The following is a 14,675-nucleotide window of genomic DNA, read 5'->3' on the forward strand; positions in this document are numbered from 1 at the left end:
AGTCGCACGCTTCGTCGCTGGATTCGCCAGGTCGCTACATAAAGGGGAGAGCATGTTCAAAGGTTTGACCATCCGTGCGGGTATGACGCTCGTGATCGCAGTATTCGTCACGATTCTCGCCGTCGTGAGCGTTGCAGGCATCGGGGCGCTAAAGCTAAGCAATGACGCGCTACGTGAAATGTACGAAACGGATACGAGTGCTTTGGTCGCGCTCAAGACTAGCGATGCACTGCTTCAGCGCGCTCGCGTTTCGCTCGACAGCTACCAGGCGCTATACGGGTTAGGGGATCCCGAACCCGCACTGCTCGATGCGGCACGCATGGATATTCGCGAATCTGATCGCCAGTTCTCCAGTTTCCTTTCGTTGCAGTCCCAATATGCGCAATCACAGGCCGCGACGCAGTTGAAAGCGCAACGTCGTGCGGTCCTCGACAAGGCGGTGCTTCCGGAATTGGAGGCACTCGAGCACATGAACTTCGGCGGCTTCAAGGAACTGCAAGGCAAACAAACCCAGGCGTTCGTCAATGCCTACCAGGGCACGATGAGGGAGAATGAAAATTCCGTCATTGACAGCCAGCGCGCGCGCTATGCACAAGCGCAGACGCGCTTCCGGATGATGGTTGCGATGCTTGCAGGAACGGCAATCGCGGCGCTAGCGATCGGCATTTTCGCGCGGGCAATGCTGGTCGGAATTGTGGTCCGTCCGGTTGCGCAGATCATGGAGCACCTGCGGCGCATCGCATCCGGCAACTTGAGCGGAGATGTGCTGATTCAGCACCGCAACGAAATGGGGGCGCTGCTCGCCGACCTGAAGACGATGCAGGAGGCGCTGGTCCAGACCGTGCGAAGCGTGCGCACGAGCACCGAGACAATCAACTGCGGCGCTCAGGAGATTGCCTCCGGTAGTGCGGATCTGTCGCGCCGCACGGAGCAGCAGGCTGCCTCGCTCGAGATTACGGCGGCAAGCATGAAGCAGTTGACCTCCACGGTGAAACAAAACGCGGAGAATGCTGACAAGGCGAGTAGACAGGCGTTGACAGCATCGCAGACGGCGTCCGCTGGCGGACAGGTCGTCGACGACGTTGTCAGAACCATGCAGAGCATTTCGGTTCATTCCAGCAAGATTGCTGAGATCGTGGGCTTGATCGACAGCATCGCCTTCCAGACGAACATTCTTGCCTTGAACGCTGCGGTGGAGGCCGCGCGGGCGGGCGAGCTGGGGCGAGGGTTCGCCGTGGTCGCGAGCGAAGTCAGAAGCCTCGCCCAGCGCAGCGCCCAGGCAGCGAAGGAAATCAAACAGTTAATCGATGACACGGTTGGAAAGATCGCCGAAGGCTCGGCGCTCGCCGAGCGTGCGGGCCACACTATGACCGACGTCTTATCGTCGGTGACGTCAGTGAGCGAACTGATGATCGAGATATACGATGCCGCTCAGGAGCAAAGCCGAGGCATTGAAGAAGTCAGCAAGGCAGTCGTGCAGATGGATACAACGACGCAGCAAAACGCCGCGCTCGTCGAAGAGGCAAGTGCCGCTGCACAGTCGCTCGAACAACAGGCCGTGCTGCTGAGCAGCGCTGTAGCCACGTTCAAACTGGATTCCGATGAGCATCGTTGAGAGCGCGTCCTTGATAGGGGTTGAACCACGCTGAGCGCCGCGATGCGAAGCGGACCGGCGACCCGTTGCGAGCGTTAGTGTAACCGCGGCGCGCGCCGCAGAACGATCGATACCGGAACATGCAGTTCGTGGCGATGCACGATTACCGTGATGACGTCGCGCTCGCGCCACGCACACCGGACCACGTCTTCGACGGCGTGCTCGCGGCTTCGGAACGTATGCTCGCAGCCGTCCTCGGAAAGGAGCCGGAAGCCGTCGAAGTCTCCGAAGCGATCGTAGCCGATTGAAGAGACCTTGCCGGTAAATTCGCGCGTGTGCTCGACGTGGACGTGAGCCGGCTTGGGTGGCACGCCGAGCGGCGAAGGTTCGATCGAGCCCGCGTTCCCGCCCAGTCCGTTCACTCGCCCCGCCAGGTACGAGATATAGCGTTGCAGCACCGGATACCACCGGTCGGATGGCGCCGTCTGGCTGAGGCGCCACTTCATGATCGCGAGCGTGTTCTCTTCAGGCTCGAGCAGCACGTCGTGCGTCGAGACCGGATCGGTGCTCGCCTGAAGTGCACCAATGAAGGCGTTGATCGTGAAGACGCCTTCGGTGGTGGTGCTGGTCGGATCGAAAGTGAAACGGTTGCCGTCGGCAACGATCAATACGTTGATGGCAGACATTTCGCCCCCTTGAAGCGGCCGCGTGATGTGACGGCCGAATGGCCGACCCCGGCGAGCCTCGCGCGACGCAACGCGGATCGCCTGATGGTTTCGGTCCGGGCACGGCTCTTCGGGGTTATTCGTCTGATAGAACGAGGTGTCGCGGCGAATTTTTCAACTTCGGTTTGCGCGCTCGTTCAGGTTCGGGCGTGGAGAAGGGAAACAGGGCGGCTTCGGAAGTTCGCTGTGGGGCTGAGTTCGGCCTTCCGGTCATTCGCACCCACGCTAGAAGTCGGCCAGGAGCAGTCGCCCGACATCCATTGTCACCGATAGTCACCGGGGACCTGGCCGTCCATCTGTTCGCGAATTGCGTCCCGGGACGAGTTGGCTCCTTCGCAGGGGATGCGCAAATGAGCTGTTGGCCAACGGCCAACAAACCACGGACACACGTTGGCGTTTATCCGGCGATTACTCGGCTGAACCGGCTCCAGGCACTTCGGCCTTGATCGCGATCCATCGTGGAATTCTCCGTCGCCACAGGTGGTTACGCTCCGGCTGGGAGAGCGCGCAGGCCACTGGCACGCTGGTTGCGATTACTTGAATGAGGAGGCGGCGTGCGCCTCATTCAAAGCCCACAAACTTTTTAGCGAGGTAAGCAACCATGTCTGACGTCAAAATCAAAGATCTGTCACCGGTCCCGTTTTTTGCGCATTTTCTGGAAGGTCAGTTCTCCAGGGAACTCACTGGGGAGGAGATGAAAGCTCTACGCGGTGGCTCAGCCGTGACGATGGCCGCCCCTTCCGACCAGGAGGGCGTGCCGATCGGGGAGTTGCCCGATATTCAGGCACTGCTCCGGAGTGGGCTTGCTCCCATTCAGAATAACTCTCTCACGCCACACCCGGTGACGATGGCGTATCCCTCAGACGGAGAAGTCGCCCACGTCCCCCGCTAGTCTCTATGAATCCGTGACGAGATAGAACCTGGCGTTAAGTGGCCGGCGCGATGTTCTCGCGTCGGCCACATGATCCAGTCAACTGCTCCGGTGTTAGTTGAGCATCCGAGGCAAAGTGAATCCTTTAGCGGAGGGCCTACAGTATGTCCGATCGGCATCGACGGCCGGTGATTCTGATTATCACCCATAGCAACGACAACGAGAGTATTCCGCTGGTGATGGATGCCGTAGCGGAACAAGGTGGCATCGCCTATCGGTTCGATACCGATGAATTTCCCACCAACGTTCAACTTAGCAACCGGTACAGTGGCGACCAGGAACACCTGGTGCTCACATGCGACCGCTACGAGCTGGACCTCGGCACCGTATCCGCTGTATGGTACCGGCGCGTGGCCATCGGTCAGCGCATCCCTGAGACGATGGACCCGCAACTGAGACGGGCCGCGATCGACGAATCGCGAGCCGTGGTACAGGGTATGATCGCCAGCCTCGACGCCTTTCATCTTGATCCCGTCTACCGTCTGCGCCGCGCCGAAAACAAACAGCTCCAGTTAAAGATCGCCAGAGAGGTCGGACTGGAGATTCCACGCACCGTGATCACCAATGAGCCAGAAGCGGTGCGTCTGTTCGCACGCGAATGCAGCCAGGGAATCGTCATGAAAACCTTGTCCTCGTTTGCCATCTATGAACGAGGCGAACAGAAGGTGGTCTTTACCAACTCTGTCCAAACCAAGGACCTTGAACACCTCACCGATCTCAGTTACTGCCCGGCCACCTTTCAGGAACACGTTCCCAAGGCCCTGGAACTCAGGACCACAATCGTCGCTGACCGGGTGTTTACCGCCGCCATCGATTCCCAGCGTTCGGAAAAATCCCGTATCGATTGGCGCCGTGATGGTTTTGGACTCATCGATCAATGGGAACCGTATGAGCTTCCGGCCAAGGTCGAGGAACGACTTCTGCATCTCATGCGGTTGTTGGGCCTCAACTATGGCGCAGCAGATTTCATCCTCACCCCCGATGGTCATCACGTCTTTCTGGAGGTCAACCCGGTGGGCGAGTTCTTCTGGCTGGAAAAATACCGAGGATTGCCGCTCTCCGGCGCGATCGCCCACCTGCTTGTTTCGAACCAAAGAGGTCGGTGACACACGCGCCTGTTTGCGAGTGTCGCGTCCGCCAGCGACGACATCAGAACCTCCAGAAGAGGAAGTGTCGATGCCGTCGCGTATGGACCGTGCGAGGTGACCGGGTCTCGGGGCCGAACTGCGCATCCGGATCAATGACTCTCGCGCGCAGCGCCATGTCGTAGAACGCGCCCACCATCGGCAAGGCACTGTGCGCGCCCTCGCCCCAATAGTCGTTGCCAAGCGTCACGCGCCCATCGTCGAAACCCACCCATGCGCCCGCGACCAGTTGCGGATGCATCAGGATGAACCAGCTATCCGTGTTGTCCTGCGTCGTGCCCGTCTTGCCAGCCACGTCGGCGCGAATCCCGAAGCGCGTCCGGATGCCCGCGCCGGTGCCCCGGTTAACGACGTCGCGCATTACGTCTACGAGCGTTTGCGCTGCGCCGGCGGGCAGCGCCTGTTCGGGCGACGCGCTCGCGAATTCGGCAAGCACCTTGCCGTCGTGATCCTCGATGCGCGTGACCATGCGCGGTTCGATATAGGCGCCGCGGTTCGCGATCGTGCTGTACGCCGACACCATTTCCTTGAGTGTGACTGGGCTCGTGCCGAGCGCGAGCGACGGCACCGCTTCGAGCGGACTCTCGCGCACGCCCATCGCGCGCGCGAGCTGTGCGACCTTCTCGGGGCGTTCTTTTTGCATGAGCTGAGCGGTGACGCGGTTGCGCGAATACACGAGCGCGTCGCGCAGCGTCATCGGTCGGTCCGTGGGCGGTTCCGCGTCGGTCGGCCGCCAGATCGCATGGCCGGTCAGCGGAATGGCGACGTTCCGGTCGACGATCGTATCGCTCGGCCGCGCGCCGTCCGCAAAGGCTGCGCCGTAGACGAACGGCTTGAACGTCGAACCCGGCTGACGCCGCGCCTGCTGCACGTGATCGAACGGTTCGTCGCTGAAGTCGCGGCTGCCGACCCATGCCTTGATATCTCCGTTGCGCGGATCGATCGCGACAAAACCCGCCTGGATCTGCGTCTTGCTCCGGCAGAGCGCGCGGACGAATGTGGGGTTCGTGCCGAGCTTCCTGAGCGCGGCCTGATCCGATTGACCAGCATCGCGTACGGCGTGGTAGTCGGGCGTCTGCCGGATGAATGTCTGGAACAGGTCGTTACCCGGCCAGCAGCCTGTGCGTTCGTTCCATGCGTCGTTCGCGATCCGTTGCAACTGGTTCGTCTGCCAGTCCATTGCCTGCGTCGCCATCGCCTGCAGACGGGAATCGATGGTCGTGCGCACGACTAGCCCGTCGGTATAGATGTTGTAGCCGTTGCGATCGGCCCACGCGATCAGCCACTTGCGCAACTGCGCCGAGAAATGCGGCGCGGCGCCCGGCGGCGCGGTCTGCAACTCGAAATCGACGTTGAGCGGTTGTCGCTTCAACCAGCTGTAGGCGTCGGGCTTGAGCTTCCCATACTTGTTCATCTGCCCGAGCACTGTGTTTCGCCGCTGCAACGCGCGCTCGGGATTGAGCACAGGGTTGTAGGCACTGTTGGCCTTCAGCATGCCGACGAGCGTCGCGCTTTCGAGGATGTCGAGCTGATCGGCCGATTTGCCAAAGTAGGTGCGTGCGGCCATTTCCACGCCGTAGGCGTTGTACAGGAACGGCACCGTGTTCAGGTACGTCTCGAGGATCTGATCCTTGCTGTACACGGCTTCGATTTTGTACGCCGTGATCGCTTCCCTGAGCTTGCGAGTGAGGGTCGGCGCGCGGCCAATTTCGTCGGGATACAGGTTGCGCGCGAGCTGCTGCGTGATCGTCGAGCCGCCTTGCCGGTCGCCGGAGAACGTATGCAACGCGGCCGATGCGGTGCGCTTCCAGTCGATGCCGTGATGCTCGTAGAAGCGTCGGTCTTCGGTCGCGATCAATGCATCCACCATGTACGGCGAGATCTGCTTGAGCGACACCCACTCGCGATTGACCGGCTTGAACTCCTCGAGCCGTTTGCCGTCGGACGACACAATCAATGCTGGCCGATCGACGCGGGCTCTGCGGATGTCGCCGATGCCCGGCGTAAACGGCACGAGCGCAAGCACGTACAGCAGGAACAGCGCCGGTAACGCGGCGAGCGCCAGCGCGATGCCGCGTCGCGTCGGGTGGCGAAGGCGGCGCAGCGCGCTGCTGAAAACGAGTCTGGCTATCGTGCTGACGGCGGCCCGCGATTGGATGCGGGCGAGCCACCGTGCGCAATGCTCACGAAACAAGGATACATATCGACGATGCACGATGGCGGAGAGCTGGCGGAAAAGGCGGGATCGTACCAAAACGGAAGGGCGCTTCTGTCGTCAAAACAGGGCTGCGGCACGCGGCATTAACAGACGATTACATTTGTTTCGTGTGGACTGTGCTCGCTGCCCGTGGCCCCGGCTTTGCGGCGGCCGGATCCTGCAGCGTTTCCTTCGGCGCCGCGGCCCCGATATTCGCGTTCGTCTCCACAGTGCGGCGGCTCGGCGCGCGTTATCGGCCTTCGTCTAACGGAGGCGTCACGCCGCCTGTTTGCTTGTTCGCGTCATCACCGCCCATTACAACCATATCGCGTTCAACGCTCGGACAGTTGCCGCCGAGCAAAAAACTTAAAGCGTTTGGGCGGCAGCGTTGTACTTGGCGGCGGCTGGCCAGTTTTTTTTACTCGCAGACCAATTCCGCGAGACATCCGGTCGTCGCCTTCGCTTTTAAGTAGCAGGTGCTCGCAAGTCAAGCGCGTTCGTCGTGTAATCGGCCATTCCCGTCATTCGAGTATCGGCGTAGACCAGGCGGGTACGGGTCGCTTTCCTGACATTGGCAGGTCGGCGGTCGTGAATGACTGGTGTCACTGAAGCCGTATTCGTACTTTCGATCCTGAGACGCCGTGCAATGGTTCGAACGCTACCTCGGCAAGACGGCTGGCGAAGCTCGCGGCAACACTTGACGCCAGACGCGCCCTAAGTCACCGCACGCAACACAAACGTATCGTCCGCGTGCCGCTTCACACCAGCGCCTAAAGGTCGGCTCTCCCGATTGAGCGTTTCTTCCAGCCATTGAATGCCTTCTTGAGGCGCCCGGTTGATGCAGAAGCGCCTTGTCTGGATCGGTGTCATCGACAGCTCGACCAGCTTGCCCGTACCAGGATCGAGGGTGGGGAAATACATCAGCGCGAGGTCGCCGCGATACGATTCTTCACCGGTGATGCCTTCATAGTCATTGATGAAGTCGCCTGCGCCGTACAGGATGAGCTTGTCCCGATACACCTCGATGCCCTTCACGTGATGCGATGAATGCCCGTGTACGACATCTGCTGCTGCCGAATCTATGAGGCCGCGCGCGAAATGTCGCTGCGACACGGGTATGTCGAAATCGAAGTTCGCACCCCAATGGATAGAGACGACAACAATATCGGCAGGCTGCCTGACAGTATGGACCTGTGCCGCGATCACGCGCACGCAGTCGGCGGACAGATCCTTGAGCCGGTTCACGCCAGCGCGGCCCCGGACGGCAGCCCAGTCCTCACTCACGCCGCTGCTTTCCGTCGCAAAGGCAAAGATCAGCACTCTCCCGCCGCCCGCCAGGTCGATCAGGGCGGGCGTGGCCGCCTCGACCTCGTCCTGCCCTGCGCCCGCCGTATGAATAGCGGCTGCATGCAGGGTATCCAGGGTTTCGGTCAACCCACGGTAGCCCCAGTCGAGCACGTGATTGTTCGCGAGCGCGCAGCAGTCGATTTTCGCAGCGCTCAGGACAGGTACATTGGCAGGATGCATGCGGTAGTGGATGCCCTTCCTCGGCCATGCGTCCTCGCTACACGTGACGGCCGTCTCCAGATTGATGATGCGTGCGTCAGGACTCACACGCTCCAGTTCGTGCAGCGCATCGCCCCACACATAGTCGAACGGGACACACTGCGGCAAGGGGCCGGATTTCGCCTCGGCAAGGCTCACATAGTCTTTCGCCGAACGCACGCAGGGCTCGAAGAGATGGGGTCGGTTGGGATGCGCCATTATCTGATCGATACCACGCCCCAACATCACGTCCCCGCACAGAAACAGCGTGATGCAGTTCATGCGTCAGACCAAAGCAATTCCCCGTGCCGCCAGTAGCCGGGTATCTCAGCAGCGCCACTCCGGCGCGTGGATGGCATCCGATTACGAACTAGCGTCACGTTCGTCTCGAGATAGCAAGCTCTTTGCGAGGCCATCGCCGGAATGCGCGCCGCCGCGACGATTTCATGCTCGAATGGGGTTGCCGATGTTGCACGTTTTCTTGCCGGAAATCCTTGCTGCGCAGGCATTCCCGAGGGTTGGAACCACTGACACGGCGCGGTTGCTTTTCCGTCGAAAAATCGAAATTTCTGCGCGCGACGCTTTCAGCATAGTTCGCCGACATTTCAGCGTCCAGACAGGAGATCCGCACAGTGGCGCTGCGCATGTCGTTCCCGATCGTCAGACTTCGGTATCGGACGGCGGTCCGCCACCACTTCGCCGTCGCGAAGCGAAGTTTTACAATCGGGACCTGTCCCGCGCAGGGCGATGCGTCGCCAGGCCTTGCCCCGGCCAGAACGGAACAGGAGACATGCGCATCGCGGTTACTCATCACCGCGATGCGAGGAACGCTGACCTGAAAGGCGGTACAGGACTGCAAGGGAGGCTATGCGATGCTCGCACTCTTTACCGATTTCGGGGCCGACGACATCTATGTCGGACAGGTACGTGTCGCCTTGTTGCGACACGCGGCAGCCGGCACCCCCATCATCGACGTGCTGCATACTGCCCCAAACTATAACTCGCAGGCAGGCGCGCATCTGCTCGCGGCACTTGCGCAGTGGTATCCGCCAGATAGTGTCTTTCTGGCCGTGGTAGATCCCGGCGTGGGTAGCGAGCGGGATGCCGTCGTGCTGCAAGCCGACGGGCAGCGGTTCGTCGGGCCGGACAACGGGCTGCTCTCGGTCGTGGCGGCGCGCGCGGCGCGTACCCGGACCTGGCGGATTATCTGGCGTCCCGCCGCGCTCTCCGCCTCATTTCATGGTCGCGACCTGTTCGCCCCGATGGCAGCATGGGTCAGCCGCGGCGCGTCGCCTCACGACAAGCTCGTTGAGACGACAGGCTTGCGTGTACAGTTGGATGCGGGCGATCTCGCCGAGATCATATACATAGATCACTACGGCAATGCGCTGACGGGGCTGCGGGCTGGAGCGGTGCCGAGGACTGCACGGCTGAGCATTGCAGATGCCGACGTCGAATATGCCCGGGTCTTTTCCGACGCAATGGCCGGTCAAGCCTTCTGGTACGAAAACTCGATCGGGCTTGTCGAGATCGCCGTGAATCGCGGCAGCGCCGCGACGCAGCTTGGCGTACGCATCGGAACTCCCGTTCAAGTGAACAGGGGGCCGTGAATCGGCGACATAGCGCCAGGCAAATATCTCGGCGTCTCGCAGGCTGAAATGCTGTTTTTCCTCGAGGTTACCGGTTCGCTTTGCATATGCATCCGGCTGTCCGCGGGTTTGCCGCATGGGAGCCGGCTCCTGGCAGATCCGGTAACGCAAACAAGATGGCGCTGCAGCCCTGTTGCTTCTCTGTTCAGCCGCTGCACGTCGCCACGTGGTTCAAGCGGCAAACGCCGATGCAATCGGCACCGACCGTCAAGCAGCATTTTGCCGCGCTCCGCCACCTGTTCGACCTGCTCGTGCCCAGTCAGATTATCCCGGACAATCCGGCGCGTCGGCGCGCAGACCGACTGCGCCGCATCGACCTATAATATTTTATGGGGGTGTATGAGCGCATGAACGTTCCGGGGTATGGCCATGATCAATGCGGATCTTGGGGAACAGCTTGAGGACTACGTCGCGAAGTTGGTTAAGTCGGGTCGCTACGGCTCGGAGAGCGAGGTGCTGCGCGAAGGCGTGAAGCTCATTCAGGATCGCGAAATGCAACTCAACGCACTGGATGCGGTCATCGATCGCGGCATTGTCGATTCGGAGGCAGGACGGGGCAAGCCCGCCGGAGATGTGTTCGACAGGCTTGAAGCAAAGTATCGTGCGATGGCGAGCACCAGGCAATGATTGTCCAGATTCTTCCTGACGCTGAAGCCGACCTTGAGGCGATCGGCGATTACATGGCCCGCGACAACCCCCGTCGTGCGCTGGGTTTCGTGCGCGAGTTGCGCGAGAAGTGCACGCGGCTTGCCGACATTTGCCTTGCATTCCCGATCGTACCGCGCTACGAAGACCGTGGCGTGCGTCACCGGGTTCATGGCGGTCACCAGATTTTCTACCGTGTCGTTGGCGAGCCTCCCGAGCGCATCGACGTTATTCACGTCCTGCACAGCGCGCGCAACTACGCCGCGATCCTTTTTCCCTGAATTCGCGTGAGCCACCCGACGACGATCCGCCTGCTTCTGCCGGTGTAGTTTCGCCTTTGAGCGGGAGCGCGGCGCTCTGGGTGATCTACGGACCGAAATGGCAGCGAGCGAGGCGCTTCACATCCGGGGCGGTGGCGTTCTGCGCAAAGGCGTGGCTTTGTCGATTGTCCACACTTCACTGTCCGTCTATCGCGCCAGGAAACCGTTTTGTAGCTGTTGAACATCTTATTGGCGGATGTGGCGGTGTTGTTCAAACGCGGTTTGGCATGAAACGCAGCGGGCCGTGTAGGGCGCGGCGGCAAGCCGCTCATAGCCGATTGGGTCGCCGCACTCGACGCAAGTGCCGTAGAGGCCGGCGGCGATGCGTGCCAGCGCGGCGTCGATCTGCTGCAGTTCGTCGCAGTCGTGCCGCGCGAGCGCAGCGCGCAACTCGTCGCCCGCCTTGCGCGATGCGGTCTCGTCGGGATGCGACTCGGGGCCCAGCGCTTCGGGCGGTCGGGTTCCGGCGAGATCTCCGTATTCGCCGTGCAGCGCCGCCAGCAACTCGCGACGGCGCTCGCAGAGCCTGTGCTGTAACAGCGCGAGTTCGGAAGAGGTGAGGGTGATCATGGACAGGCTCGATGTGTTCTGTAACGCCCCGCACAACGGTGACATCGCGAAGGCCTATCGTCAGATGGCACGCGCCCCATTAAGTGTTTAACGCACCCGCCATTTGAGCCAGATCATGTTTGACGGGCGTACGTTAAGTATAGGTTTTGCAAATGATCGGATGGTTCGGGACAGTTCATCCTCCTGAAGGCCGCATTTAGCGCATCGACCATACCTAAGGCGGGTGCGACAGTCGCAACTGTTCTCATGCACGATCGACGACGTAATTGGCGCCGCGAACGTTGCATATCGCTTCGACGCCGAGCTTCTGAACTTGGTTACCTTCTCCGATCGAACTCTGCGGTCTTGGACCGTCGATCGCCTAACCGCCGGCAAGCTTTCGGCCAGTTGCAGCCTTTCGCTATCCCGGTTCGACGGCCATTCAAACGCCAGCTTTACTGTCGAGAGCGGACGCTCGTCGATGATGGGTATCCATGGAATGTGTTGAAGGCACCCCGACTTTTCGTCGGGAGCGGCGCATGTAGTGACGTTGAACGGCCCAGCCAAAATTCGCTGCCAATCGCCTTGTATTGCGAAACACCGTCTGCGTTCAATGCTTTTCGAGTGCATTTAACTCCGGTCCCGAACGCCAATTCGGGACCGGAGAACGATGAGACGAGAGGTACTCAGTTAAAACTGCCTTCGTGGACCTCTTCGAACAGTTTATGGTTATCTGAGTAATCCACGCGCACGCCGATGATGACGGGGCCTTGTGCATCGAATGCCCGCTTCAGCGTCGGGATGAGTCCTGTGAGTCATGGCGATTCGGCGTTCATGACGGCGAACCGAAGTGGCATAGGCAACAAATCACTTCGCGGGAGAATGGCTTTTGCTGGCGATTGCATCGGCGGCAATTGCCGGCCTTGAGGGTCTACCGGCATGCTCGGAAGGAAAGAAGGAATTCTTCAGTAGCAAAGCAGGTGGGCTTTGCAGTGATATGGGACGCGGCGGGACGGACTCGTGCTACGGATCGAGCTCGAATTCCCTAAGTTGACCCATGGACTCGATCTTGACGCGGCCATAGCCGATGGAGATGGCTCCGTGCGCTGCCAGTACCTTGAGTTCGAGCACGAGGGTCTGGCGGCTGATCCCCAGCATCATCGCCAGGTTCTCCTGGGTGATCGGGATAGCGTGACGCTCTGTGGACCGGGGTGTCGCGTCACCGGATGCGAGTCGCCGCAAGCGGCGAGCGACGCGAGCCCGCGTTGACCTGAGCGTCGCATCCTCGAGCATGGCGTACACAGCACGCAGGTGCATGGACTGCAAACGCGCTAAGGCTCGCGCGAACGTACTGTGCCGCAATAATTCTTCGCAGTGTTGCTGCTGGACGTGCAGAACCCTGGACGGTACGAGCGCCATGAAGTCGTGCCCACGTGGCATCCCGTCGATAACGGAGGACTCGCCAAACCAGTTTCCCGCTTCGAGGACGGCAAGGATGGCCTCCTTGCCGTCCTCACGCAGCGTTGAAGCCTTCAGCACGCCATTGACGAGCCCATATATGCCGTCAGGTTGATCGTCTTTCCGAAATACGTACTCGCCCGCGAGCAAATTCATCGGCTCGAAGCTGGACAGAAGAACGCGACGTTCGTGAACGTCGAGCCCTCCGAACCAGAAATCAGAAGACATTTGCCTCAGCAGATCATCGATGGAATCGGTAAGCGACATCGAACCAAACCTTATCGATACAGGGAAATCCCTGAAATTGTAAAGTTCCTGGCAGTTCGGCTGCCACGAGTCATCCTAGACTCCGGCAAGACTTCGAGCTTGCCACCCAAGCTCATCTACTAGCAGAACGGAGACGTTATGAATGCACGCACCGCCTTCACCTGTTTTCAGGAAAGCACCGAACAAGACTGGAAGCTGATCGGAAGGGAGTTTGTGGCCTTCTCCAAGGGGCTGCCGGATCGCGTCATGGCGCACTTGCGGCTATTTGAAGGCGACTACGGCGGTTTTCCCATCGACCGCTATGCCCACTCTCTGCAAACTGCAAGCCGTGCCTTGCGCGATGGGCGCGACGAGGAATACGTCGTCTGTGCCCTGCTGCACGACATCGGTGACACGCTGGGCACTTTCAACCACCCTGACATCGCCGCTTCCATTTTGAAGCCATTTGTCAGCGACGCAAACTTCTGGATGGTCGCGCACCACGGCATCTTTCAAGGGTACTACTTCTTCCATCACCTGGGCATGGACCGTGACATGCGGTTGCAGTTTGTGGACAACCCGCATTTCGAGTACACCGCTGAGTTTTGTGAGCTCTACGATAGTCCGGCGTTCGATCCCAAAGCGGAAATACTGCCGCTGTCCGAATTCGAGCCCATGCTCCGGCGGGTACTGGCAAAGCCGCGAACTACTCTTTACGAGAAGGTAATGGTGGTGGGCAAGCAAGCGCCTGAGGTGTGCTGAGCGCGTTCCTATTGCTCTCGGAGGACGTGGTGAGCCGATATCTTGCCTCGACTTGGCACCGTGCAGCCCCGCTCCCGTTGAAGCGAGTCAATAATCACCGCAGTCTTTTCGCATTAGGCTGCGCAAAAACAGGACTGTCATATGAATATCCCTTCTCTCAAGGAAGCCGTCGGTCAAGAAGAATGGCAGCTTCGCTGTGATTTGGCGGCGTGTTACCGGCTCGTGGCGCTCCATGGTTGGACAGACTTGGTCTTCACTCACATCAGTGCGAAGATCCCGGGCCCCGACCACCGTTTCCTCATCAACCCCTATGGTCTGTTGTTCGAGGAAATCACCGCGTCCTCGTTGATCGCGGTTGACCAGGAGGGCAACAAGCTCAACGAATCCCCATTCAGTGTGAACGGCGCAGGGTTCGTCATCCACAGCGCGATTCATGCCGCCCGCGAAGACGCCCAGTGCGTGCTTCATACCCACACGCATGCGGGGGTCGCGGTCAGCGCCCAGAAACAGGGAGTCCTGCCGATATCGCAGCAGTCTACCTTCGTACTTGGCTCGCTCGCCTATCACGACTACGAAGGCGTGGCCCTTCGGGATGAAGAGAAACCCCGCCTCCAAGCCGATCTCGGCAACGCGAATTTCCTCATGCTGCGTAACCACGGGCTGCTGACGGTCGGGGGCTCGGTCGCCGACGCATTCCTCTCAATGTATTTTTTCGAGGCCACGTGCCAGATTCAGTTGGCCGCGCTGTCGGGCGGCGGAGAGCTGCTCCAGGTGGACCCGCAAATCGTTGAAGGCGCGTCTGCAGCGGCCCGAAGCCAGACGGCGGGTAAAGGTGGGGCGTTCGTGTGGCCCGCTCTGCTGCGCAAGCTCGATCGCATCGATCCGAGCTACTGCACCTGATGCCGGGCG

14 protein-coding genes are annotated in these 14,675 nt (G+C 60.4%); 9 read left to right on the plus strand and 5 right to left on the minus strand.

Going from position 1 to position 14,675, the window contains the following annotated elements; translation table 11 throughout:
• The first annotated feature begins 82 nt into the window (after positions 1-82).
• The gene (locus WN982_RS23450; RefSeq protein WP_341319391.1) at positions 83-1,615 is read left to right on the plus strand and encodes a methyl-accepting chemotaxis protein; all 1,533 of its coding nucleotides are present in this window, start codon (positions 83-85) and stop codon (positions 1,613-1,615) included.
• Between the two features lie 74 nt (positions 1,616-1,689).
• On the opposite strand, the gene WN982_RS23455 is transcribed toward WN982_RS23450, so the two are convergent.
• Positions 1,690-2,280 (minus strand): hypothetical protein, encoded by a 591-nt coding sequence (locus tag WN982_RS23455; protein ID WP_341318063.1) that lies wholly within the window; start codon positions 2,278-2,280, stop codon positions 1,690-1,692.
• 640 nt (positions 2,281-2,920) lie between these two features.
• On the opposite strand from WN982_RS23455, the gene WN982_RS23460 reads away from it, so the two are divergent.
• Both WN982_RS23460 and WN982_RS23465 read left to right on the plus strand, forming a co-directional pair.
• Positions 2,921-3,211 (plus strand): microviridin/marinostatin family tricyclic proteinase inhibitor, encoded by a 291-nt coding sequence (locus WN982_RS23460; RefSeq protein ID WP_341318064.1) that lies wholly within the window; start codon positions 2,921-2,923, stop codon positions 3,209-3,211.
• A gap of 143 nt (positions 3,212-3,354) precedes the next feature.
• A complete protein-coding gene (locus tag WN982_RS23465; protein ID WP_341318065.1) occupies positions 3,355-4,356 on the plus strand; it encodes an MvdD family ATP-grasp ribosomal peptide maturase in 1,002 nt (333 codons plus the stop codon).
• Between the two features lie 43 nt (positions 4,357-4,399).
• On the opposite strand, the gene WN982_RS23470 is transcribed toward WN982_RS23465, so the two are convergent.
• Positions 4,400-6,589, minus strand: coding sequence for a transglycosylase domain-containing protein (locus WN982_RS23470; protein ID WP_341318066.1), 2,190 nt, complete (start codon positions 6,587-6,589; stop codon positions 4,400-4,402).
• A 717-nt stretch (positions 6,590-7,306) separates the two neighbouring features.
• Complete coding sequence (locus tag WN982_RS23475; RefSeq protein ID WP_341318067.1) at positions 7,307-8,419, minus strand: CapA family protein; 1,113 nt, start codon at positions 8,417-8,419, stop codon at positions 7,307-7,309.
• Between the two features lie 590 nt (positions 8,420-9,009).
• Between WN982_RS23475 and WN982_RS23480 the strand changes: the two genes are divergently transcribed.
• The 4 genes from WN982_RS23480 (at position 9,010) to WN982_RS23495 (ending at position 10,712) form a co-directional block, all read left to right on the plus strand.
• Positions 9,010-9,747 carry an SAM-dependent chlorinase/fluorinase gene (locus WN982_RS23480; RefSeq protein ID WP_341318068.1) on the plus strand — a complete coding sequence of 246 codons (738 nt, stop codon included), beginning with the start codon at positions 9,010-9,012 and terminating at the stop codon, positions 9,745-9,747.
• A 155-nt stretch (positions 9,748-9,902) separates the two neighbouring features.
• Positions 9,903-10,109 carry a hypothetical protein gene (locus WN982_RS23485; protein ID WP_341318069.1) on the plus strand — a complete coding sequence of 69 codons (207 nt, stop codon included), beginning with the start codon at positions 9,903-9,905 and terminating at the stop codon, positions 10,107-10,109.
• A 46-nt stretch (positions 10,110-10,155) separates the two neighbouring features.
• Positions 10,156-10,413 (plus strand): type II toxin-antitoxin system ParD family antitoxin, encoded by a 258-nt coding sequence (locus WN982_RS23490; RefSeq protein ID WP_172178936.1) that lies wholly within the window; start codon positions 10,156-10,158, stop codon positions 10,411-10,413.
• Positions 10,410-10,712: a type II toxin-antitoxin system RelE/ParE family toxin gene (locus tag WN982_RS23495; RefSeq protein WP_341318070.1), complete on the plus strand. Its 303-nt coding sequence runs from the start codon at positions 10,410-10,412 to the stop codon at positions 10,710-10,712. The genes WN982_RS23490 and WN982_RS23495 overlap by 4 nt, the downstream gene beginning before the upstream one ends.
• 225 nt (positions 10,713-10,937) lie before the next feature.
• Here the strand turns inward: WN982_RS23495 and WN982_RS23500 are convergent, their stop codons facing one another.
• Entirely contained in the window at positions 10,938-11,321 is a 384-nt protein-coding gene (locus WN982_RS23500; protein WP_341318071.1) for a TraR/DksA C4-type zinc finger protein, read from the minus strand.
• Between the two features lie 1,002 nt (positions 11,322-12,323).
• A complete protein-coding gene (locus WN982_RS23505; RefSeq protein WP_341318072.1) occupies positions 12,324-13,025 on the minus strand; it encodes a Crp/Fnr family transcriptional regulator in 702 nt (233 codons plus the stop codon).
• A 138-nt stretch (positions 13,026-13,163) separates the two neighbouring features.
• On the opposite strand from WN982_RS23505, the gene WN982_RS23510 reads away from it, so the two are divergent.
• Positions 13,164-13,766 (plus strand): HD domain-containing protein, encoded by a 603-nt coding sequence (locus WN982_RS23510; protein ID WP_341318073.1) that lies wholly within the window; start codon positions 13,164-13,166, stop codon positions 13,764-13,766.
• 141 nt (positions 13,767-13,907) lie between these two features.
• Positions 13,908-14,666 (plus strand): class II aldolase/adducin family protein, encoded by a 759-nt coding sequence (locus WN982_RS23515; protein WP_341318074.1) that lies wholly within the window; start codon positions 13,908-13,910, stop codon positions 14,664-14,666.
• Positions 14,667-14,675 lie beyond the last annotated feature (9 nt).

Source organism: Paraburkholderia sp. IMGN_8 (assembly GCF_038050405.1).
Lineage (GTDB): Bacteria > Pseudomonadota > Gammaproteobacteria > Burkholderiales > Burkholderiaceae > Paraburkholderia.